This is a genomic window from Actinospica robiniae DSM 44927, assembly GCF_000504285.1.
GTDB lineage: Bacteria > Actinomycetota > Actinomycetes > Streptomycetales > Catenulisporaceae > Actinospica > Actinospica robiniae.
The window spans coordinates 5,621,426-5,643,900 of the sequence record NZ_KI632511.1 but is presented as its reverse complement, the minus strand read 5'-3'; the positions used below and the strand labels follow the sequence as shown (position 1 = coordinate 5,643,900).

16 protein-coding genes, 1 tRNA gene and 1 pseudogene are annotated in these 22,475 nt (G+C 71.6%); 16 read left to right on the top strand and 2 right to left on the bottom strand.

From position 1 onward, the window contains the following. Nucleotides 1–9: 9 nt before the first annotated feature. The 12 genes from ACTRO_RS23910 to ACTRO_RS43775 all read left to right on the top strand — a co-directional run bounded on the left by ACTRO_RS23910 (nucleotide 10) and on the right by ACTRO_RS43775 (nucleotide 15,907). Complete coding sequence (locus tag ACTRO_RS23910; RefSeq protein WP_034266486.1) at nucleotides 10–351, top strand: anti-sigma factor antagonist; 342 nt, start codon at nucleotides 10–12, stop codon at nucleotides 349–351. Between the two features lie 46 nt (nucleotides 352–397). Next, complete coding sequence (locus tag ACTRO_RS23905) at nucleotides 398–889, top strand: ATP-binding protein (protein WP_051451290.1); 492 nt, start codon at nucleotides 398–400, stop codon at nucleotides 887–889. Nucleotides 890–1,690: 801 nt separating this feature from the next. Then, nucleotides 1,691–4,045, top strand: a complete 2,355-nt coding sequence (locus tag ACTRO_RS23900) for a sodium-translocating pyrophosphatase (protein WP_034266484.1) — start codon at nucleotides 1,691–1,693, stop codon at nucleotides 4,043–4,045. An 85-nt stretch (nucleotides 4,046–4,130) separates the two neighbouring features. After that, the gene (locus tag ACTRO_RS23895) at nucleotides 4,131–5,654 is read left to right on the top strand and encodes a DUF7782 domain-containing protein (RefSeq protein WP_245594474.1); all 1,524 of its coding nucleotides are present in this window, start codon (nucleotides 4,131–4,133) and stop codon (nucleotides 5,652–5,654) included. Nucleotides 5,655–5,948: 294 nt separating this feature from the next. Further along, nucleotides 5,949–8,696 (top strand): type I DNA topoisomerase, encoded by a 2,748-nt coding sequence (gene topA / locus ACTRO_RS23890; protein WP_034266482.1) that lies wholly within the window; start codon nucleotides 5,949–5,951, stop codon nucleotides 8,694–8,696. 35 nt (nucleotides 8,697–8,731) lie between these two features. After that, complete coding sequence (tmk, locus tag ACTRO_RS43785) at nucleotides 8,732–9,979, top strand: dTMP kinase (RefSeq protein WP_051451289.1); 1,248 nt, start codon at nucleotides 8,732–8,734, stop codon at nucleotides 9,977–9,979. Then, nucleotides 9,976–11,397 (top strand): DNA polymerase III subunit delta', encoded by a 1,422-nt coding sequence (locus ACTRO_RS23880; RefSeq protein WP_245594473.1) that lies wholly within the window; start codon nucleotides 9,976–9,978, stop codon nucleotides 11,395–11,397. Before tmk ends, ACTRO_RS23880 begins: the two co-directional genes overlap by 4 nt. 213 nt (nucleotides 11,398–11,610) lie before the next feature. Then, nucleotides 11,611–13,155 (top strand): alpha/beta hydrolase, encoded by a 1,545-nt coding sequence (locus ACTRO_RS23875; RefSeq protein WP_063628063.1) that lies wholly within the window; start codon nucleotides 11,611–11,613, stop codon nucleotides 13,153–13,155. Nucleotides 13,156–13,202: 47 nt separating this feature from the next. Next, nucleotides 13,203–13,276 (top strand) — tRNA-Thr (locus tag ACTRO_RS23870). A gap of 186 nt (nucleotides 13,277–13,462) precedes the next feature. Continuing rightward, nucleotides 13,463–13,969, top strand: a complete 507-nt coding sequence (locus ACTRO_RS23865; protein WP_034266480.1) for a hypothetical protein — start codon at nucleotides 13,463–13,465, stop codon at nucleotides 13,967–13,969. Nucleotides 13,970–14,020: 51 nt separating this feature from the next. Further along, a complete protein-coding gene (locus tag ACTRO_RS43780) occupies nucleotides 14,021–15,136 on the top strand; it encodes a C40 family peptidase (RefSeq protein ID WP_051451288.1) in 1,116 nt (371 codons plus the stop codon). 84 nt (nucleotides 15,137–15,220) lie between these two features. Further along, a complete protein-coding gene (locus tag ACTRO_RS43775; protein ID WP_211244391.1) occupies nucleotides 15,221–15,907 on the top strand; it encodes a C40 family peptidase in 687 nt (228 codons plus the stop codon). 71 nt (nucleotides 15,908–15,978) lie between these two features. Here the strand turns inward: ACTRO_RS43775 and ACTRO_RS23845 are convergent, their stop codons facing one another. Both ACTRO_RS23845 and ACTRO_RS23840 read right to left on the bottom strand, forming a co-directional pair. Beyond that, nucleotides 15,979–16,518 carry a DinB family protein gene (locus tag ACTRO_RS23845; protein ID WP_034266477.1) on the bottom strand — a complete coding sequence of 180 codons (540 nt, stop codon included), beginning with the start codon at nucleotides 16,516–16,518 and terminating at the stop codon, nucleotides 15,979–15,981. A 132-nt stretch (nucleotides 16,519–16,650) separates the two neighbouring features. Continuing rightward, entirely contained in the window at nucleotides 16,651–17,151 is a 501-nt protein-coding gene (locus ACTRO_RS23840) for an inorganic diphosphatase (protein WP_034276417.1), read from the bottom strand. A gap of 184 nt (nucleotides 17,152–17,335) precedes the next feature. Here ACTRO_RS23840 and ACTRO_RS23835 point away from each other — a divergent pair, with 184 nt between their 5' ends. The 4 genes and pseudogenes from ACTRO_RS23835 to ftsH all read left to right on the top strand — a co-directional run. Then, nucleotides 17,336–18,487, top strand: coding sequence for a zinc-dependent metalloprotease (locus ACTRO_RS23835; RefSeq protein ID WP_245594472.1), 1,152 nt, complete (start codon nucleotides 17,336–17,338; stop codon nucleotides 18,485–18,487). A 45-nt stretch (nucleotides 18,488–18,532) separates the two neighbouring features. Next, a complete protein-coding gene (gene tilS / locus ACTRO_RS49060; RefSeq protein ID WP_063628062.1) occupies nucleotides 18,533–19,570 on the top strand; it encodes a tRNA lysidine(34) synthetase TilS in 1,038 nt (345 codons plus the stop codon). An 18-nt stretch (nucleotides 19,571–19,588) separates the two neighbouring features. After that, nucleotides 19,589–20,140, top strand: coding sequence for a hypoxanthine phosphoribosyltransferase (gene hpt, locus ACTRO_RS49055; protein WP_034276410.1), 552 nt, complete (start codon nucleotides 19,589–19,591; stop codon nucleotides 20,138–20,140). Nucleotides 20,141–20,449: 309 nt separating this feature from the next. Further along, nucleotides 20,450–22,384, top strand: a pseudogene (gene ftsH / locus ACTRO_RS23820) (ATP-dependent zinc metalloprotease FtsH); the annotation flags it as partial. Nucleotides 22,385–22,475: the final 91 nt, after the last annotated feature.

Here is a 22,475-nt window from a genome sequence, read left to right as displayed (position 1 = left end):
GGAGGACCCGTGGATCTGTACCTGTCGACCCGGCACGAAGGTGACCGCACGGTCATCGAAGTCGGCGGCGAAATCGACGTCTACACCGCCCCGAAGCTGCGCGAGCAGCTGGTGGACCTGGTGAACCAGGGACGTTACCACCTCGTGGTGGATATGGAGGCGGTGGACTTCCTCGATTCCACCGGCCTTGGCGTGCTGGTTGGCGGCCTCAAGCGGGTGCGCGCCCACGACGGCTCGCTGCGTCTGGTGTGCACCCAGGAGCGCATTCTGAAGATCTTCCGGATCACCGGTCTGACCAAGGTCTTCCCCATCCACCAGAGCGTCGAGGAAGCGACTTCGGCCACCGACTGACGGCCCGGCGCCGGTGCACCCAAAGCTCGAGATTGCGGAGGATCAGATGACGGGTGTTGAGGCTGCCGGGCCCGCCGCGGCCGAGGAAGGGCAGGCGGCGGACGGCGTGTCCCTCCGGTTCGCGCCGCTGCCGGAGCACGTGCGCACCGCGCGGTTGGTGGCGGTGGCGCTCGCCCGCCGGGCAGGCGTGGAGGACGGCCTGCTCGACGAGGTCCGGCTGGCGGTCGGTGAGGCGTGCTCGCGGGCCGTCGGGCTGCACCGCTCGGTGGCCCCCGGCGAGCCGGTGCTCGTCCGCTTCGCTCCGCCCGGGGAACGCTTCCGGGTGGAGGTGGCCGACCTGGTCACCGGCGGTCCCGTGCCCAAGCAGGAGGACGGCGGCGAGGGCGGGGAGTCCGGCGGATTCGACCCCAACGGCGTCGAGGTCGACATGGGCCTGGCCGTCTTGCGCGGCCTGGTGGACGACCTGGAGGTGGAGACCGTGCCGGCCGGCGGAGTGATCCGCATGGGCTGGCCGGTGCAGCATCCGGATTACAGCTGAAGGACGGCCGGACGAAGGCCGCGCAGCGATGCGCGGTGGTGCGCGGAAGTAGTGCCGCGCACAGTCCGGCGGGTTTGGGCAGAGCGCCCAGACGCATGAGGCACCCGAAGACTGTCGAATCGGGGGCCGTCGACGGCATGACGCCGTGGCGGCCCCCGATCGGCATATCGGGGGATAGACGCATAAGCGCTTAGCTATATGAGTTCGATTGGCGGGGTGGAGGGTGTGGGGGTCAATACAGAGTCAGTGCATAGCGGGATGAAGAAATAGGCGTTAGGGAAACGCGGGCGAATAAACGGGGCAGGGATGCGGAAGACCGCTGCGGCCGTCCACTCGCGGCGCGAACCGAGCGGAGTGTGGGCCTCCACGCCGCCGGCGCCCGGCCCGGCCGCGTGAAGCACGGACACGGACCCGACCGTGCGAACCACAGACCCGAGTGCGCGGCCCCGCCGCCCGGATTAACTGACGCCGTGTCGGAACCCTTGCTGTGCGGGCCGCCGCGCGCAGCACGATCCCCCGCCGTACGGCCCTCCGCCGCCGTATCCTCCGCGAAACAGACGTCTGGTCAGAGACCGGGGCACCCGCAGGGGTGAACTTCGCCCTGCCGGGATGCCGCGGGCCGCGTCATCCTCGCTCGTTGAGACGTGGATCACATGTCCTTACGTGATCAACTCTTCACTCGGCGCTGGTCTAAGCCAGTGCGCGTGCGTAAACTCCGGATCCACTGAACGCTCCGCACTGTCAGGAGTACCATCAGCTCTCCTTGACGGAACCTGGGGCGACTACGTCAAGGAGGACGCGATGCCCCGGCTCTCAGAGCCGACACTGGCCGCCGCGCCGAAGCTTTCCGGCGGCAACTTCACACTGGTCATCCTGGTCGCGATCGTCGCGTTGGCAGCCCTCGCCGTAGCGGGCTACCTCGTGCGCGAGGTCAACGCGGCCAGCGAGGGTACCGAGAAGATGAAGGAGATCGCCGGAGCGGTTCAGGAAGGCGCCACCGCCTATCTCGCGCGGCAGTTCCGCACCCTTTCCATTTTCGCCACAGTGGCGTTCTTCCTGCTGCTGGCGCTGCCCGCGGACAACTGGAACGTCCGGATCGGCCGTTCCGTCTTCTTCCTGCTCGGCGCCGGCTTCTCGGCGATCACCGGCACCGTGGGCATGCGCCTGGCCGTGCGGGCGAACGTGCGGGTGGCGGCGGCGGCCAAGGAGTCGGGGGCCAACCGGGCCACCCGGATCGCCTTCCGCACCGGCGGTGTGGTCGGCATGTTCACCGTCGGCCTCGGCCTGCTCGGCGCCGCCGTCGTGGTGATGGCCTATCAGGGCGAGGCGCCCAAGGTGCTCGAGGGCTTCGGCTTCGGCGCCGCGCTGCTGGCCATGTTCATGCGAGTCGGCGGCGGCATCTTCACCAAGGCCGCGGACGTCGGCGCCGACCTGGTCGGCAAGGTGGAGAACAACATCCCCGAGGACGACCCGCGCAACGCCGCCACCATCGCGGACAACGTGGGCGACAACGTCGGCGACTGCGCCGGCATGGCGGCCGACCTGTTCGAGTCCTACGCGGTCACCCTGGTGGCGGCGCTCATCCTGGGCTCGGCCGCGTTCGGCAACCAGGGGCTGGTCTTCCCGCTGCTGGTCCCGATGATCGGCGTCATCACGGCCGTGATCGGCATCTTCGCGGTCTCGCCGCGGCCGGGCGACCGCTCGGGCATGCAGTCGATCAACCGCGGCTTCTTCGTCTCGGCGGCGGCGTCGGTGGTCCTGGTGGTCATCGCGGCCTTCGCCTATCTGCCGAGCTCGATGTCGAAACTGACCAACACCACGATCGCGAACGCGACGGGCAACCCACGCGTGATCGCGATCATCTCGGTCATCATCGGCATCGTGGTCGCGGTGGCGATCCAGCAGCTGACCGGCTACTTCACCGACACGGCCTTCCGTCCGGTCAAGGACGTCGGCAAGACCTCGCTGACCGGTCCGGCCACGGTCATCCTCTCCGGCATCTCGCTCGGCCTGGAGTCCGCGGTCTACTCGGCCCTGCTGATCGGCGCGGGCGTGTTCGGCGCCTACCTGCTCGGCGGCGGCTCGATCATGCTCTCGCTCTTCTGCGTGGCGATGGCCGGCACCGGTCTGCTGACCACGGTCGGCGTCATCGTGGCGATGGACACCTTCGGCCCGGTCTCGGACAACGCGCAGGGCATCGCGGAGATGTCCGGCGACGTGCACGGCGAGGCGGCCCAGGTGCTCACCTCGCTCGACGCGGTGGGCAACACCACGAAGGCGATCACCAAGGGCATCGCGATCGCCACGGCCGTGCTCGCGGCCACGGCGTTGTTCGGCTCCTTCCAGGACGCGGTGGCCCAGGCCGTGGGCGACAAGCACTACGTGCCCAACAGCGGCGTCTCCGGGGACCTGCAGTACCTCGGCATCCTCAACGTCGCGGACCCGCGCAACCTGGTCGGCCTGCTGCTGGGCGCCGCGGTGGTCTTCCTGTTCTCCGGGCTGGCGATCAACGCGGTCTCCCGCGCGGCCGGCGCGGTGGTCTTCGAGGTGCGGCGGCAGTTCGCCGAGATCCCCGGGATCATGGAGGGCACCGGGCGGCCGGAGTACGGGCGGGTGGTGGACATCTGCACCCGCGACTCGCTGCGCGAGCTGGTCACCCCGGGTCTGCTCGCGGTGATGGCGCCGGTCGCGGTCGGCTTCTCGCTCGGTGTCGGCGCGCTCGGCTCGTACCTGGCCGGCGCGATCGGCACCGGCACGCTGATGGCGGTGTACCTGGCCAACTCCGGTGGCGCCTGGGACAACGCGAAGAAGCTGGTCGAGGACGGGCACCACGGTGGCAAGGGCTCGGACGCGCACGCTGCCACGATCATCGGTGACACCGTCGGCGACCCGTTCAAGGACACCGCGGGCCCGGCCATCAACCCGCTGATCAAGGTGATGAACCTGGTTTCGCTGCTGGTGGCGCCGGCGATCGTGGGCCTGTCGCTGGGCACCGGGAGCAACCCGGCGGTCCGCGGGCTGATCGCCGCGGCCGCGTTCCTGGTGATCGTGGTCGCGGTGTGGAACTCCAAGCGCAAGTCGATCGCGGTCAAGGCGGAGGTGCCGACTCAGGGCACGCCGACCCTGGACCACGACGGCGCGACCAGCGTCGCGTAGTTCGAACACTCGCGAGGCCCGGCACACATGTGCCGGGCCTCGTGCTTTGCCGGGGGCTCCAGGGCGGGGACAGTAGGCTGGCCGTGTGAACGAGCTGATGCGGGATCCCGCGGCGATCGAGCGGCTGCGTGCGGCGCTGGAGAAGGCCGACTACACCGTCGACGGCTGCCTGGAGGCGATGGGCGCGACGGCTTACTCGGCTCTCGCGCGCAACGAGTCTGTGGCCGCGTCATACGCGGTGGCCGAGGACGACTCTCCGGTGGCGACGCTCACCAAGCTCTTCGTGCTGCAAGAGGACGTGGACCGGGGCGCGGCCGGCGCGGCGCTGCCGCTCGAGGACGCGCTCGCCGGCGGGCTGGTCGCCGAGGACCGCACGGACGGTACCGTGCGGGCGCTCGTGGACATCAGGCCCTACGGGGAGTCGGATATCGACTGGTGGCTCGTGTCCGACCTCGGCGCGGGCCTGGTGACCGGACGCAACGCGCCGATGCGGCCGGACTACGTGCTGGGTGTCGGCGGGGCCTCGACCACGCTGGCTCAGCTGACGGTCCGCCAGGACGTGGACAGCGCGCTCGACGTGGGCACGGGGTGCGGGGTGCAGGCGCTGCATCTGTCCCGGCACGCGCGCCGGGTGACGGCGACGGACCTGAACCTTCGCGCGCTCGACTTCGCCCGGCTCACTGCGGCACTCTCGCTGGGGTCGGCCGAGGCCGAGCGGATCGACCTGCGCGGCGGGAGCCTGTTCGAGCCGGTCAAGGACGAGCGCTACGACCTGATCGTCTCCAATCCTCCGTTCGTCATCTCGCCCGAGTCCGCAGCGGGCAAGGGCCGGTTCACGTACCGCGACGCGGGCCTGCCGGGCGACGAGCTGTGCCGTCGCTTCCTGGAGCAGGCGCCGAGCCACCTGGCCGAGGGCGGCTACTGCCACGTGCTGGCCAACTGGCTGCACGTGGCGGGGCAGGACTGGCGGGAACGGCTGGCGCCCTGGATCCGCGGCACCGGCTGCGACGCGTGGGTGGTGCAGCGGGAGCTGCAGGATCCGGCCGAGTACGCCGAGCTGTGGCTCCGGGACTCCGGCGACCACAGCTCGTCCCAGTACATCCAGCGCTACCAGGCCTATCTCGACTATTTCGCAGCGAACCAGATCGAGGGCGTGGCCTTCGGCTGGATCATCCTGCACAACTCCGGGGCCGACCTGCCCACCGTCCGGCTCGAAGAGCTGACCCGGCAGATCGAGCAGCCGCTCGGCGCGCACGTGCCGGAGTGGTTCGCCCGGCACGAGTTCCTCACCGAGGTCGAGGACGAGGAGCTGCTGGGCACGGCGCTGAGCGTGGCTCCGGGCGTCGTGCTGGAGCAGAGCGCGGAGCTCGGGGACGACGGCTGGGCGCCGGCCGCCACCCGGCTGCGGCAGACCGGCGGCCTGCGGGCCAGCGGCGAGATCGACCCGGTCGGGATCGCGGTGGTGGGCGCGGCGGACGGCGAGCGGCTGCTCGGCGACCTGCTGGACGCGATCGCCGGGCAGTTCGGGATCGACCCGCCCACCTTGCGCTCCGGCTCCCTCGACGCGGTCCGGGCGCTGATCGAGGAAGGCTTCTTGACGGTCGGCTGAGCCGCCGCGGCGCCCGGCCCACCTGCGCGGATGCGCCGAACGGCGGACGTTTCGGCGCTGTACGGCGCCGGAAGGGGGCGCCGGGGCGCCCTGGCTTGGCCATACTGACGCTCAGGCGGGCGTAACCTGGTGGGCGTGTCGCGCCCCTCGGGGGCGCCCGGTCGGGTGCGCGCCGCCGCGGCGCGGGACTACGGGTGATTCCATCAGGAAGGTCCGGGGTATCTCCCGCGCGTGGCGGAGGCCGAATGACGCCGCCGCGAAGATGACCGAGAGAACCGGAAGGACGCCACGACCGTGCCGCCGAGCAGCAAGAGCGCGAGTGACCTGCGCCGCCTCGTGATCGTCGAGTCGCCGGCCAAGGCGAAGACGATCGCGGGTTACCTCGGCCCGGGGTACACCGTCGAGGCCAGCATCGGGCACATCCGCGACTTGCCGAACAAGGAGACCAGGGACAAGCTCACGGACGAGGAGAAGGCGTCCCCGTGGGCCAACCTGGGGGTGGACCTCGACCACGACTTCCGCCCGTTCTACGTGATCTCCGAGAACAAGGACGCGCACATCGCCAAGCTGCGCAAGCTGGTGCGCGAGTCCGACGAGCTCCTGCTCGCGACGGACGAGGACCGCGAGGGCGAGGCCATCGCGCAGCACCTGGTCAGCGCGCTCACGCCGAAGATCCCGTACCGCCGGATGGTCTTCCACGAGATCACCAAGGACGCCATCCAGGGCTCCCTGCACCAGCTGCGCGACATCAACGACCAGCTGGTGGAGGCGCAGGAGGCGCGCCGGGTACTGGACCGGATCTACGGCTTCGAGATCTCCCCGGTGCTCTGGCGCAAGATCGCCAGCGGGACCTCCGCGGGCCGGGTGCAGTCGGTGACCACGCGCCTCGTGGTCGAGCGTGAGCGGGAGCGGATGGCCTTCCGTTCGGCCGAGTACTGGGACCTGACCGCGGTCTTCGACACCGATCGCGCCGCGGACGACCCGCGCACCATGGGCGCGCGGCTGGTGGCGGTGGACGGCAAGCGGGTGGCCCAGGGCCGCGACTTCGGCGCCGACGGGCAGCTGAACAGGCAGGACGCGCTGCACCTGGACCAGGCCGGGGCGGCCGCGCTGGCCGCCGCGCTCGACGGGGCGGCGTTCTCGGTCAACTCGATCGACCGCAAGCCCTACCGCCGCTCGCCCTCCGCGCCGTTCCGCACCACCACGCTGCAGCAGGAGGCGAGCCGCAAGCTCGGCTTCGGGGCGCAGCGGACCATGTCGGTGGCGCAGAAGCTGTACGAGAACGGCTTCATCACCTATATGCGTACCGACTCGGTGACGCTCTCCGAGACGGCCATCACGGCAGCCCGGTCGCAGGTCAAGGAGCTGTACGGGGCGGACTACCTGCCGGACAAGGCGCGCACGTACACCTCCAAGGTGAAGAACGCGCAGGAGGCGCACGAGGCGATCCGCCCCTCCGGCACGACCTTCCGCACGCCGGCGAGCACCCGGCTGAGCGGGGACGAGTTCCGGCTCTACGAGCTGATCTGGAAGCGCACCGTCGCCTCCCAGATGAAGGACGCGATCGGCAACTCGGTCTCCATCCGGGTCGCCGGCACCGCTTCGGACGGGCGCGCGGTCGAGTTCTCCGCCTCCGGCAAGGTCATCACCTTCCACGGCTTCATGAAGGCCTACGTGGAGGGCTCCGACGACCCGGACGCGCAGCTCGACGACCAGGACCGGCGCCTGCCGGACGTCAGCGAGGGGCAGTCGCTGCGCGCGGCCGAGCTGGGCGCCGAGGACCACTCCACCAAGCCGCCGGCCCGCTACACCGAGGCGAGCCTGGTCGAGGAGCTGGAGAAGCGCGAGATCGGGCGCCCCTCGACGTACGCGACCTTCGTCGACACGATCCAGCAGCGCGGCTACGTGTTCAAGAAGGGCACCGCGCTGGTGCCCTCGTTCCTGGCCTTCTCCGTGGTCGGCCTGCTGGAGAAGCACTTCAGCGACCTGGTCGACTACGAGTTCACCGCGCACATGGAGGAGGACCTCGACCGGATCGCCCGGGGCGAGGCCGAGCGGGTGCCGTGGCTGAAGAACTTCTACTTCGGCGAGGGCGGCCTGAAGGACCTGATCTCGGACAAGCTCAACGAGATCGACGCCCGGGAGACCAACACCTTCCCGATCGCCGACGGCATCGTGCTGCGGGTGGGCAAGTTCGGTCCCTACATCGAGCAGTACGACGGCGAGGGCAACTCGATCGGGCGCAAGAACGTGCCCGAGGGCACGCTGCCGGACGAGCTGACCCCGGAGCTGGCCGAGGAGCTGCTGGCCCAGCCGAGCGGAGATCAGGAGCTGGGCACCGATCCGGACACCGGCTACTCGATCGTGGCGAAGGACGGACGCTACGGCCCGTACGTCACCGAGGTGCTGCCCGAGGACGCCCCGAAGACGGGCAAGAACGCGGTCAAGCCGCGCAACGCGTCGCTGTTCAAGTCGATGACGCTCGAGACGGTCGACCTGGCCACCGCGCTCAAGCTGCTGGCCCTGCCGCGGGTGGTGGGCAAGGACCCGGAGTCGGGCGAGGAGATCACCGCGCAGAACGGCCGCTTCGGCCCCTACCTGCGCAAGGGCAACGACTCGCGCTCGCTCACCGGTGAGGAGCAGATCTTCGAGATCACGCTGGACGAGGCGCTGGCGATCTACGCGCAGCCCAAGCAGTTCGGCCGGCGCGGGGCGGCCAAGCCGCCGCTGCGCGAGTTCGGTGAGGACCCGACCAACGGCAAGCCGGTGGTGGCCAAGGACGGCCGCTTCGGGGCGTACGTGACCGACGGCGAGACGAACGTGACCGTGCCGCGCGGCACCACGGTCGAGGAGCTGACGGTCGAGCAGGCGTTCCAGATGCTCGCGGACAAGCGCGCGAAGGGCCCGGCGAAGAAGACCGCCAAGAAGACGGCGGCGAAGAAGACCGCGGCCAAGACCACGACGGCCAAGAAGACCGCCGCCAAGAAGACCACGACGAAGAAGACGACGGCCAAGAAGAGCTCGGCCGACAAGTCCGAGTGACCTGATTGTCGCCGGACCGAAGTAGCCTTGTCGGCATGGTCGGGAAGATGCGCGGACGGCGGTGGCGGCTCGGCGGTCCGTCGCGGGCCGTCGGGGATCCGGGGCGCGGGTATCCGGGGTGGTTCGTCGCGGTCGAGGGCGGCGACGGCGTGGGCAAGTCCACCCAGATCACGGCGCTGGCCAAGTGGCTGCGCGGGCGGGGCTTCGAGGTGGTGACCACCCGCGAGCCGGGCGGGACGCCGCTCGGCGTCGAGGTGCGCGATCTCGTCCTGCACGCGCGCGAGCACCAGCTCGGGGCGCGGGCCGAGGCGCTGCTGTTCGCCGCGGACCGGGCCGATCATATGGAGAGCGTGGTGCGTCCGGCGCTTGAGCGCGGCGCGATCGTGCTGACGGACCGGCATGTGGACTCCTCGGTGGCCTACCAGAGCGGCGGCCGGGGGCTGGACGCGGCGGACGTGGTGGCGCTTTCCGCGTTCGCCACGGAGGGCGTGCGCCCGGACCTCGTGGTGCTGCTGGACCTGGACCCGGCCGTCGCGCGGGCCAGGCGGGAGGAGCGCACCGGCGTGCCGGACAAGCTCGAGGCCGAGGCCGGGGACTTCCACGCCCGGGTGCGCTCGACGTTCCTGGCCCGGGCCAAGCAGGACCCTGAGCGCTACCTCGTGCTCGACGCGGACCAGGGCCCGCAGATACTGACCGGCGCGATCCAGGACCGGCTCGACCAAGTGCTGCCGCCCTCCGCGGCGGAGGCCGAGGCGGCGGCACGGCGCGAGGCCGAGCTCGCGGCGGCGATCGCCAAGGAACGCGAGTTCCAGGCGGCCAAGGCGGCGGAAGAAGCCGAAGCGCGGGCCGGGGCGGAGGCCGAGGAGCGCAAGCGGCGGGAAGAGGAGCTGGCGGAGCGTCAGGCGGCCGAGCAGGAGCGGACGCGCAAGGCCGCCGAGGACCGGGCCGCGCGCGAGGCCGCGGAGCACGAGGCGCAGGCGCAGGCCCAGGCCGACGAGGCGGAGCGGACCGAGACGCAGAAGCGTGAAGCGGAACGGCGGGAGCAGGAGCGCCGGGTCCAGACCCAGCAGGACGCGTTGCGGCGGCGCGAGGCGGAGCTGACGGTACGCCAAGCCGAGGCCAGGGCCAAGGAACGGGCGCGGCTGGCGGCAGCGGCGGCCAAGGCGGCGCAGGAGCAGGCGCGTCGTCAGCCGAGCCTCGCAGACGATCTGATGCAGCTCGGCCACGCCGAGGCGGATGAAGAGGCGGCCGACGGGCCCGACGCCGAAGGCGAGCAGCCGTGAGCGACGACTTCGAGGACGAAGCCGACGAGTACGAGGTCGGCGACGAGTACGGCGAGAGTGACGGGTACGGCGGCGATGAGGACGGCGACGGGTCGGATCCGAGCTGGGGCGGCCAGTCCGCCGCGGCCGGCGGCGATGCCGGGGCGGCCGCGGCGTGGGGTGAGCTCGCCGACGAGCACGAAGGGCCGGCTCCGGACGGCTCTGCACCGCCGGTCGGCGCGGTCTGGGCGCAACTGATCGGCCAGCCCGAGGCGGTCGCGCGGCTGGGCCGGGCGGCGGTCGCGGCCCGCCGGGTGCTCGGCGGCGCCGGCGGCCCGAGCGTGAACGCGATGACGCACGCCTGGCTGCTGACCGGCCCGCCCGGGTCCGGCACCGGCCAGGCCGCCCGGGCGTTCGCCGCAGCGCTGGAGTGCACCGGGCCGCGTCCCGGGTGCGGCCGCTGCCCGCAATGCCACACCACGCTCGGCGGCACCCACCCGGACGTCAGCGTGGTGCGCAGCGATCAGCTCAGCATCGGCGTCGACATCGCCCGCAAGCTGGTGCGCGACTGCGCGATGGCGCCGGCCGGCGGGCGCTGGCAGATCATCGTGTTCGAGGACGCCGACCGGCTGACCGAGGGCGCGGCCAACGTGCTGCTCAAGGGCATCGAGGAGCCGGCCGCGCGCACGGTGTGGATCCTGTGCGCCCCGTCCAGCCGGGACCTGCTGCCCACCATCCTGTCCCGCTGCCGCCAGCTGGCCCTGCGCAGCCCGGCCGCCGCGGACGTGGCCGCCGCCCTGGTCGAGCGGGACGGCGCCGCCCCGGAGCAGGCCATGCACGCGGCCCGGGCGGCGCAGGGCGACTACGAGCGGGCCCGCAGCCTCGTGCTCGACCCGCAGGCCGCCGCCCGGCGTGCAGCCGTGTTGCGCCTTCCGGGTGACGCGCGCGACCTCGGCCGCGCGCTGAGCGGCGCGCAGGCGCTCGTGGACGCGGCGGAGGCCGAGGCCAAGGCGGCCACCGAGACCCTCGACGCGACCGAGACGGAGGAGCTCAAGCTCGCCCTCGGTTATGGCCAGGGCAAGGGCGCCGGATCCGCCCGCGGCGTGGCCGGCTCGGCCGGGCTGCTCAAGGAGCTCGAGACCAAGCAGAAGCGGCGGCTGACCCGGATGCAGCGCGACTGCCTGGACCGGGCTCTGACCGACCTGCTCGCGTTCTACCGCGACGTGCTTGCGCTGCAACTGACCGGCGGTGGCCACGGCGGCGCCGCCCCCGAGCCGGTGCACGCCGACCAGGCCGCGCAGGCGGCCGAGTCGGCGGCCGGGTCACGGCCGGAGGACACGCTGCGGCGGATCGACGCGATCCTCGGCGCGCGCGAGGCGATCGCGGCGAACGTGGCGCCGCTGCTGGCCGTCGAGGCGATGGCGGTTTCGCTGGGCTGAGCCGGGCGCCGGGTCGCATCGCCGGAGTCACGGCCGGTCCCCCCGGCCCGACGTCGCCCGGTCGGCCGCGCCACGTCCCCCGTTCCGCCCTCTCAACCACCGTCGGATCACCGGCTCGGAGTACGGTGTCAGAACCATGCGGCACTGCCGCCGATCGTCTGAGCAGCACTTGAAGCGGCCCGACAAGCCGTCAGCTCTCCGAAGGGACCGCCGATGACGCCTCGCGCCGCCATGCGCTACCTAGCCCTCAGCGCGGTCGTGGCCGCGCTGCCGTTGGCCGCCTGTACGTCCTCCTCGCAGGAGCACGCGGCCGGCTTCGCCGTCGGCAAGCCGGGGCTGACCGCCGGAACCGCGCCCGATCTGGCCAAGTTCTACGGCCAATCGCTCAGCTGGTCCGCGTGCGACAACGGCTACCAGTGCAGCACGCTCCAGGTCCCGCTCAATTACGCAGACCCCTCCGGCGCCACGATCGGCATCGCCGTGGTCCGCAAGCAGGCCACCGACCAGGCGCACCGCCTCGGCTCGCTGCTGGTCAACCCGGGCGGGCCGGGCGGTTCCGGGCTGCAGTACGCGACGTCGGGCAACGTGGTCGACGCCAAGGTGCTCGCCCGCTACGACCTCATCGGCTTCGACCCGCGCGGCGTGGGCAAGTCCGACCCGGTCCAGTGCCTGACCGACAGTCAGATGGACACCTTCATCGACGCGCCGCCGGTTCCGTCGGACCCGCAGCAGATCGCCAAGGTCCAGTCCCAGGCGAAGTTCTTCGCCCAGCAGTGTGAGGCCAAGTCAGGCAACCTGCTGCCGTACGTGGGCACGGTCTATGCCGCAAGGGACATGGACATCCTGCGCGCCGCGCTCGGCGACGAGAAGCTCACCTACCTCGGCAAGTCGTACGGCACCTACCTCGGCGCCGTCTACGCGCAGGAGTTCCCGCAGCGGATCGGCCACGTCGTCCTCGACGGCGCGCTCGATCCCGACCTGACCGCCGAGCAGGAGAACCTGACACAGGCCGTCGCTTTCGACAAGGAGCTGCGGCTGTTCCTGACCGACTGCGCGAAGCAGAGCAACTGCGTGCTCGGCAACGACCCGGACGCCGCGTTCACCAAGCTCAAGGACTGGGTCGCCGGCCTCGAGGCGAACCCGATCAGCGGCGACGCCACGCGCAAGGTGGACGAGGCCTACGCCCTGACCGGCATCTCCGTCGCCATGTACGACCAGGGCTGGTGGCCCGACCTGCGCATCGCGCTGACCCGGGCGTTCAAGGGCGACGGCACGGTCCTGCTGACCATGGCCGACGCGTACAACGACCGGCAGGCCGGCCACTTCGTGGACAACGAGGCCGCGGCCAACTACGCGGTGAACTGCGTGGACCACCCCGACGAGGCCACTTCGGTACAGCAGATCGAGGCCGAGCTGCCGGCCTTCGAGAAGGCCGCGCCGTTCTTCGGCCCCATGGTCGACTGGTCCAGCCTGCCCTGCGCCTACTGGGGCGCGAAGCCCACCGGCACCCCGCACAAGATCTCCGCTCAAGGTGCCGCGCCGATCCTCGTCGTCGGCACCACGAACGACCCGGCCACCCCGTACCCGTGGGCCCAGCAGCTGTCCGCCCAGCTCGCCAGCGGCCGGCTGCTGACCATGAACGGCGCCGGCCACACCGCCTACCGCCGCGGCTCGACCTGCATCGACTCGGCCGTGGACGCCTTCTACCTCTCGGGCACCGTGCCCGCCGCCGGAACCGTTTGCCAGCAGACCACATAGGTCCGCTACACTGGGGCAGCGGCCGGGATCTTCGTGTCCCGGTCACTGCCTCCTTAGCTCAGTCGGTCAGAGCGACGCACTCGTAATGCGTAGGTCATCGGTTCGATTCCGATAGGAGGCTCAGTAAAGGCCCTGGTCACCGCGAGGTGGGCTGGGCCTTTCTCGACTCCCTCCTTCAGTTCGCCGGGTAGAACACAGTGCGGCGGCCCTCGGCAGGACGCCGGGGCATCTGATGCACTTTCACTCATCCGGATTAGCGGCGGGCAGCCTGCGTCGTCGTGGGGCCGTCCCGACGTATACCGGGGGTATGAAGACCGGTCAGCGCACGACGCGAGACGCGCGCCGCGAGGCGCTTCTGCTGGATCTGCCGGCGGACCAGGCGGAGCTCTACGCACGGCTGCGGACGGTGCCGGCCAGCCGTTTCGCCGAGGGGGTGGAGGCCAGGTCGGCCGGGCAGCGGCTGCCTTTCGCGGTGCTCACCCATTGCTATCTGATGATCCTGATCGACGAGGCGGCCGCGGCCGAGCCCGACCCGGCCCGGGCTCCGCTGCTGCCCTACGCCCCGGCCGAGGCGGCCTCCCGGCTGGCGCTGGCGCTCTCGCGGACCTTCCGCGAGGAGTCGGACCCGCTGGCCGACTCGGTGCGCAACGCGCTGATCATCTCGGCCTGCCGGGAAGGGCGGCGGGTGGCCTCGGTGCGGGAGGAGGTCACCCGGGCGTACTGGGCGGCGGCCTCGTCGGTGCCGCGGCAAAGGTCTGCCACCGGCGTGTCCGATGGCCCGGATGCCGCCGTACGGAGCACGATTGTGAGCTGATCGCGCACGGCACGGGAGGTACGCGTGCGACTCCAGGGAAGAACCGGCTGGATGCCGCTCGTGGCTCCGGCCGCCTGCGTGGCGCTGGCCGCCGCGGTTCTCGTCGGCTACGTGGGCGACGCGACCGCGGACCCGCCGGGCACCTCGGCGCACCGCCAGGTCCTGGCGTCAGCCCGTGATGCGCTGACCCAGGCCGAGCTCGACCTCGGCCGGCTCGAGGCCACCGCGGCGCAGGCCGAGGCGGCCCATCAGCAGGCGGCGGCCCGGGTGACGGCGGCGAAGCAGGCCTCTGTGCAGGCCGCCGCGCACGCGCAGGTGGCCAAGGCGGCGGCCGCTCAGGCGGAGTCGAACCTGGGCAGGCTGGTCGCGGCGGTGTACCGCTACGGCGCGGCGCAGGATGCCGGGACGCTCTTCCTCATGCTCGACGTGAGCGATCCGATGCAGTACCTCGAGGGCGTGCACACCGTTCGGCGCGTCGTCGTCAGCAGTTCGTCGGTGCTGGCCCAGGCCAGAACGGCCAGCCACGACGCCGACGCGGCGAGCGCGCGGGCCAGCGCGCAGGAGACCGCGCTGACCGAGGCGGAGCAGAACGTCGGGCGCACCGCCAAGACCGCGAGCGACGCGGCGCAGGTGGCCGAAGCCAGGGTGACGGCGCTGGGCAACGCGCTTGACGCACTATTAGGCCGCCAGGGCGCCGGGCAGACGACCGCCTCGGAGCTCGCCCTGGAAGCCGCGGCCGAAGCCGAAGCGGCGGCGGAGCACCCGTCGCCGGTGTCCTACGACGCCGCGTTCGAGGCGAAGGCGGTCTCCTACGCGCTGGCCCAGCTCGGCAAGCCGTACCTGTGGGGCGGGACCGGGCCGGATTCGTTCGACTGCTCGGGGCTGGCGATGCGCGCGTACGAGTCGGCCGGAACCGAGCTGCCGCACTTCGCGGCGTTCCAGTACGCCGCTAGCCGTCCCCTGACGTACGGTCAGTTGCGGCCCGGTGACCTGCTCTTCTGGGCCTCCGACCCCGGGGAGTCGGGCACGATCTACCACGAGGCGATCTACCTCGGCGGCCAGCAGATGGTGCAGGCGCCGAAGACCGGGTGGGACGTGATGGTCTCGAACATGTGGATGTGGGGGCCGATCCAGTTCTACGCGCGGCCGGGGACCGCGGGCCGCTGACCGGGCGAATTCACTACTCGATAGGCGCAGTTTGCGGGCTGTGCCCAGGACGCGTGTACATGAGCACGTCATATGAATGGATGTGTGCCTCTATCAGATGTGGATCACACCGCGAGCCCCATTGATACGTACATCGCCGGCCCTCGACGGGTACGTGTCCTGACGCGCCTGCGCGGCCGGGCGATGAGAGCCACGCTCGCCGTGGTGATCGCCGCGTCCGCCGGCTTCGCCGGAAGCATCGAGGACTCGGCCGCGGCCGGGCGCGGCTCGGGCTCCTCGCACCATTCCGCCCACCACAGCGGCTCCCGCCACCACCGGTCGCGTCCGGCCCGCGGCTCGCGCACCGGGCGCGCCGTCCCGGCCCGCAAGCCGCCGGCCCGGGTCGCCGTCATCGCCGTGCAGCCACCGCCCTCCGCCGTCGGGACCAAGGGCGAGATCGCGCTCAGGTTCGCGCTGGCGCAGATCGGCAAGCCCTACGTGTACGGCGGGGCCGGGCCGGACGTCTACGACTGCTCCGGTCTGGTCCAGCGGGCCTGGCGGGCCGCCGGCGTGCACATCCCGCGCACCACCCGGCAGCAGGCCGGCTTCGGCAGGCCGGTGCCGGTCGGCCAGATGCGGCCGGGCGACCTGGTGATCTTCTACCCGGACGCCTCGCACGTGGGCCTGTACGCCGGCAACGGGAAGGTGGTGGTCGCGCCGCACCAGGGCGCCACCGTCACCATCCAGCCGGTGAAGTGGATGCCGATCTACAGCGTGCGCCGGCCGGGCTGACGGCGCGCCGCGGACAGAGCCGCGGACAAGCCACGGTCGCATCCGCGGGCAAAGCCGCGGAGGGGGGCGCCCTACTCGCCGGTCTCGCCGTCGATCGCCTCGCGCAGCAGGTCGGCGTGGCCGTTGTGCCGGGCGTACTCCTCGATCATGTGGCACAGGATCCAGCGCAGGCTGGGTTGCCCGCCGTCGTCGAACACGCGCACCGTCCGGCGGTCCAGGCCGCCGTCGGCGAGCGCCTCGGCCGTGCGGGCGCGGGCCTCGTCCACCTTCACCTGCCACAGCGTCCGCAGCTGCTCCGGTGTGTCGTCGGCGGCGGTCCGCCACTCCCAGTCCGGGTCGTTCTTCCAGTCCACCCCGACCCACGGCTCGGTCCACCCGCGGTCCCACAGCGAACGGGAGAACCAGATCTCCTCCACCAGCGCCATGTGCTTGAGCAGGCCGCCGAGCGTCATCGTGGACGCGGCTACGGTAGCGCGCAGCTGCGCGGCGTCCAGGCCGGCGCATTTCCAGGCGAGCGTGGCCCGCTGGTAGTCCAGGAAGCCGAGCAGGGTCGCCGTCTCGTCGCCCGCGCTCGGCGGCTCGGGGCGTCCTTGTGCGTCCGTTTGCGTCATAGCGGCGGAGCCTAGCCGCCGCCCCGATCGGGCGATGCGCACCGGACGCCGATACGCCGCACCCCGTCGGGCCAAGGACGACGCCCGACGGGGTGCTCACGGTGTTCGGCGCCGCCGCTCGGGCGCCGCGGGTCAGTGCCCCTGGCCCTCCGGCGACTCGGCGAAGCGCAGGCGGGAGCGGCGGATCTCCTCCTCGGCCTCGGTGCGCCCGACCCAGCTGGCGCCCTCGACCGACTTGCCCGGCTCCAGGTCCTTGTAGACCTCGAAGAAGTGCTGGATCTCCAGCCGGTCGAACTCGGAGACGTGGTGGATGTCCCGGATGTGCTCGACCCGCGGGTCGTTCGCCGGGACGCACAGGACCTTGTCGTCCCCGCCCTTCTCGTCCGTCATCCGGAACATGCCGATGGCGCGGCACATCACCAGGCAGCCGGGAAAGGTGGGCTCGTCCAGCAGCACCAGCGCGTCCAGGGGGTCCCCGTCCTCACCGAGGGTGTCCTCGATGTAGCCGTAGTCCGCCGGGTAGCGCGTGGAGGTGAACAGCATCCGGTCCAGCCTTATCCGGCCGGTCTTGTGATCCACCTCGTACTTGTTGCGCTGTCCCTTCGGGATCTCGATCAGGACGTCGAACTCCATCGATTCCTCCATGTGCGGCTGCCGTCGAACCGCCTCCGTCGCCGGGACGCGTGCCCGCGTTTCATCGAACAGTGTCCCGCACGCGGACGGCCGAGCGGCACGCCGTGCCGAAGGACGTGATCAACGCAACATTAGGGCGGCGCACACAGACATTGTTCGTGCCGGATCGGGATACCTTGACAGTGTGGTGAACGACGAGCTCATCGACTGGCAGGTGGCCGGAGCGACCGCGCGCGGGCTGGCCCGGCCCGGTCCCGCGATCTCCCGAGCGGGCGCCGAACAGGCGGTGGCCGAGCTGCGCGGCTGCGCGACGGCCGCCGAGGAGCATGTGCGCGCCTTCACCGGGTTGCGCGTGCCCTCCGCCGAGCGGCCCGTGCTGGTGGTCGACTCACCCGGATGGGTCACCGCGAACCTGGATGTCATGCGCACCCTGTCCAGCCCGCTGGTGGAGAAGGTGCGCCAGTACCGCGAGGGCGTGCCCTCCGGCCTGATGCGCTCGACCGCCAACACCCTCGGCGCCAAGTTCACCGGCGCGGAGGTCGGCTCGGTGCTCGCCTTCCTCTCCTCCCGGGTGCTCGGGCAGTTCGACCCGTTCGGCGACCCGGAGCGCGCCCCGGCCGGACGGCTGCTGCTGGTGGCGCCGAACATCGTCCGGGTCGAGCGCGAGCTCGGGCTGCGCCCGTCCGACTTCCGGCTCTGGGTCTGCCTGCACGAGGAGACCCACCGGGCGCAGTTCGGCGCCGTGCCGTGGCTGCGCGACCACCTGCTCGACGGCCTCGCCGCCCTGGTCGCCGAGCTCGACCTGGAGCCGGCCCAGCTCGCCGCCCGGGTGCGCGAGGCGCTGCGCCGGCCGCTCGGCTCCGGCCCGGCCGGCGGGGGACACGCCGGGCTGCCCGCCGAACGAGTGGAGACGGACCCGAACGCCGTCACCCCCGGTACGCGTCGCTCGTTGCTCGATGTGGTGCGGACCCCCGAGCAGCGCGCCGCGATGGACCGTCTGACCGCCGTGATGACGCTGCTCGAAGGCCACGCCACCTATGTGATGGACGGGGTCGGCCCGCTGGTCGTGCCGTCGGTCGCGGAGATCAGCCGGCAGTTCGCCCGCCGTCGGACCGCCTCGCGGGTCCGGCCGGACGCGCTGCTGCGCAAGGTGCTCGGCCTGGACGCCAAGCTGCGCCAGTACCGGGACGGGGAACGCTTCGTGCGCTCCGTCGTCGGCGAGGTCGGGATGGACGGGTTCAACCGCGTCTGGACCTCGCCCAACACCCTCCCGACCATGGCGGAGATCGCGCGGCCGCAGGCCTGGGTGCGGCGGGTCCCGCTGCGCCGCGGCTGACCCGTCTCCCAGCGCACCGGCAGCAAGTGAAGGAGCAACCCGAAGATGGGACCGGTACCCGCGGTAGCCGCGATACGACTCGCCGTCCGTACGGCGCTCGCCGACCACCAGCCCGGCGACCTCGTCCTGGTCGCCTGCTCGGGCGGCGCCGACTCGCTGGCCCTGGCCTGCGCCACCGCCTTCGTCGCACCCCGGCTCGGGCTGCGCTGCGGCGGGGTGAGCGTGGACCACGGGCTGCAGGACGGCTCCCCCGAGCGCGCCGCCGAGGTGGTCGCGCTGCTGCGCCAACGCGGCCTCGACCCGGTCGAGTCGGTCGCGGTCACCGTCGGCCGGGCCGGCGGACCGGAGGCGGCCGCCCGCACCGCCCGCTATGAGGCCCTGGACCATTTCGCCGAGCGTTTCGGCGCCCGCAGCGTCCTGCTCGGGCACACCCGGGACGACCAGGCTGAGACCGTGCTGCTCGGCCTCGCCCGAGGGTCCGGCGCCCGGTCCCTGGCCGGCATGCCCACCGTGTTCGGGCCGGCCGGCCGCTACCGCCGCCCGCTGCTCGACCAGCCCCGCGCCACCACCGTCGAGGCCTGCGACGCCGAGGGCGTGCGGCCGTGGCTCGACCCGCACAACGCAGACCCCGCCTACACCCGGTCCCGGGTGCGCCACCGGCTGATCCCCGAGCTCACCGCGGTGCTCGGACCCGGCATGCCCGAGGCCCTCGCCCGCACCGCCCGGATGCTGCGCGAGGACACCGAGGCGCTCGACGACTGGGCCGCGCGCGAATACCCCTCCTGCGAGCACGCCGAGGGCGGGCTCGACGCCCGCCGGCTGGCCGAGCTGCCCACGGCCGTGCGCCGCCGGGTGATAAGGCTCGCCGCGCTGCGCAGCGGCGCCCCGGCCGGCACCCTCGCCGCCAGCCACATCGAGGCCGTGGACGCTCTGGTCACCGGCTGGCGCGGCCAGGGGCCGTTGCAGCTGCCCGGGTCGGTCGAGGTCCGCCGGACGAATGGCAGACTGGCCTTCGGGGAGTCGACGCCGCCCGCGCGGCCGGCGCCGACCCGTCCCGAGCTGACCGGCGCGACGTCGCCCTAGGACGAGGAGAACGTGGACGTGGACGAGAAGGACATGGGCGACAAGCTCGAGAAGATCCTGCTCAGCGAGGCGGAGATAAGCGAGGGGATCTCCCGGCTGGCCGCCGAGGTCGACGCCGACTACGCCGGTCGAGAGCTGCTCCTGGTGGGCGTGCTCAACGGCGCCTTGATGGTGATGGCAGACCTGTCCCGGGCGCTGCACAACCCCATCACCATGGATTGGATGGCGATCTCGTCCTACGGCGCCGGCACCAAGTCCTCCGGTGTGGTGCGCATCCTGAAGGATCTCGACACCGACATCAAGGACAAGCACGTGCTCGTGGTCGAGGACATCATCGACTCCGGGCTGACCCTGTCCTGGCTGCTCTCGAACCTGACCCAGCGTCAGCCGGCCTCGCTCGAGGTGTGCACCCTGCTGCGCAAGCCGGACGCGGCGAAGGTCGAGATCGACGTGAAGTACGTCGGCTTCGACATCCCCAACGAGTTCGTCGTCGGCTACGGCCTGGACTACGCCCACCGGTTCCGCAACCTGCCCTTCATCGGGAAGCTCGCCCCGCACGTCTACTCCTGACCGGCCGCGCGCCGAGCGGCGTCGCGGCGCCGGAGGGGCGGTATCGCCCCTCCGGTTTCCAGCCCGGCGGCCGGCCCTGCGAAACTGGGTGCGTCAACCGGGAACGCGACGACACCGTAGGATCGTTGCCACCATGTAATGACCCGGTACTCCGTTAGGGCTGGGTCACCCGGTTGCCCGGGGCAGGTGCCGAGTAGCGGTGCCGTGGCCTGGGCATTGCCGGTTTAGGCAGAGCGAGTATTGGTTCCCGCCGCGAAAAGCGGCGGGTGAAGAGCCGGCAGGAGGGACGGGGCGCACTGCCCCGGAACGATGGACGTGAAGCGAATTTTCCGTGGCCCGGTGATCTGGGTCGTGCTCGTCGTGCTCGCTGTGCTCGCCGTGATGAACATCATGTCCTCGGGCAGCGGCTACAAGTCCGTGGACACCTCTCAGATCGTCTCGCAGATCAACAGCGGCCAGGTCACCTCGGCGACGGTGAACACCGGCTCCAGCCAGACCGTCCAGGTCGTCCTGAAGGACGGCACCAAGGAGCAGGCCACCTACCTCAACGACCAGCAGGGCGTGAACCTGACCAACGAGCTGGACAAGGCCAACGCGGCCAACCAGCTCTCCGGCGGTTACAACGTCAACGTCACCAAGACCTCCTGGGTCGTCTCCGCCCTGGTGACGCTGCTGCCCTTCCTGCTGCTGGTGGTCGTCTTCATCTTCCTGCTGAACCAGATGCAGGGCGGCGGCTCGCGGGTGATGAACTTCGGCAAGTCCCGGGCCAAGATGCTCACCAAGGACACGCCGAAGACCACCTTCGCCGACGTGGCCGGCGTGGACGAGGCGATCGAGGAGCTGCAGGAGATCAAGGACTTCCTGCAGGCCCCGGCCAAGTTCCAGGCCATCGGCGCGAAGATCCCCAAGGGCGTGCTGCTCTACGGCCAGCCCGGTACCGGCAAGACGCTGCTGGCCCGCGCGGTGGCCGGCGAGGCGGGCGTGCCGTTCTTCTCGATCTCAGGCTCCGACTTCGTCGAGATGTTCGTCGGCGTCGGCGCCTCCCGGGTGCGCGACCTGTTCGAGCAGGCCAAGGCGAACGCCCCGGCGATCGTGTTCGTGGACGAGATCGACGCGGTCGGCCGCCATCGCGGCGCCGGCCTCGGCGGCGGCCACGACGAGCGTGAGCAGACCCTCAACCAGCTGCTGGTCGAGATGGACGGCTTCGACGTCAAGGGCGGGGTCATCCTGATCGCCGCCACCAACCGCCCGGACATCCTGGACCCGGCGCTGCTGCGCCCGGGCCGGTTCGACCGGCAGATCGCGGTGGACGCCCCGGACCTCAACGGCCGCAAGCAGATCCTCGAGGTGCACGCCAAGGGCAAGCCGATCACCCCGGACGTGGACCTGATGGCGGTGGCCCGGCGCACCCCGGGCTTCACCGGCGCCGACCTGGCGAACGTGCTCAACGAGGCGGCGCTGCTCACCGCCCGCTCGGACAAGAAGCTCATCGACAACCACGCCCTGGACGAGGCGATCGACCGGGTGGTGGCCGGACCGCAGAAGAAGACCCGGCTGATGAGCGAGAAGGAAAAGAAGATCACCGCCTACCACGAGGGCGGGCACGCCCTGGTGGCACACGCGCTGCCGAACACCGACCCGGTGCACAAGGTGACGATCCTGCCGCGCGGCCGGGCCCTGGGCTACACCATGGTCCTGCCGGACGAGGACAAGTACTCGACCACCCGCAACGAGCTGCTCGACCAGCTCGCGTACGCGATGGGCGGCCGGGCGGCGGAGGAGATGGTCTTCCACGACCCGACCACCGGCGCCAGCAACGACATCGAGAAGGCCACCAAGGTGGCCCGGGCCATGGTCACCCAGTACGGCATGACCGAGCGGCTCGGCGCGATCAAGCTCGGCCAGGACAGCGGCGAGGTCTTCCTCGGCCGCGACATGGGCCACCAGCGCGACTACTCCGAGGACGTCGCGGCGCTGGTGGACGAAGAGGTCAAGAAGCTGATCGAGAACGCGCACGACGAGGCCTGGGAGATCCTGGTGGACAACCGGGCGATCCTGGACCGGCTGGTGCTCGAGCTGTTCGAGAAGGAGACGCTGGACAAGGCGCAGATCGCGGAGATCTTCCGGGACGTGCGCATGCGCACTCCGCGTCCGGCCTGGACCGGCTCCTCCCGCCGGGTGCCCTCGGACCTGCCGCCGGTGCGCACGCCGAAGGAGCTCGCGGCCGCCAACGGCAGCGCCGGCGAGTGAGCCGGCGCCGCGAGCGCGGCGCTCAGCAGGTGAGACGAGGGCCCGGGCCGATGCCCGGGCCCTCGCCCGTCGCCGCCGCACGGAT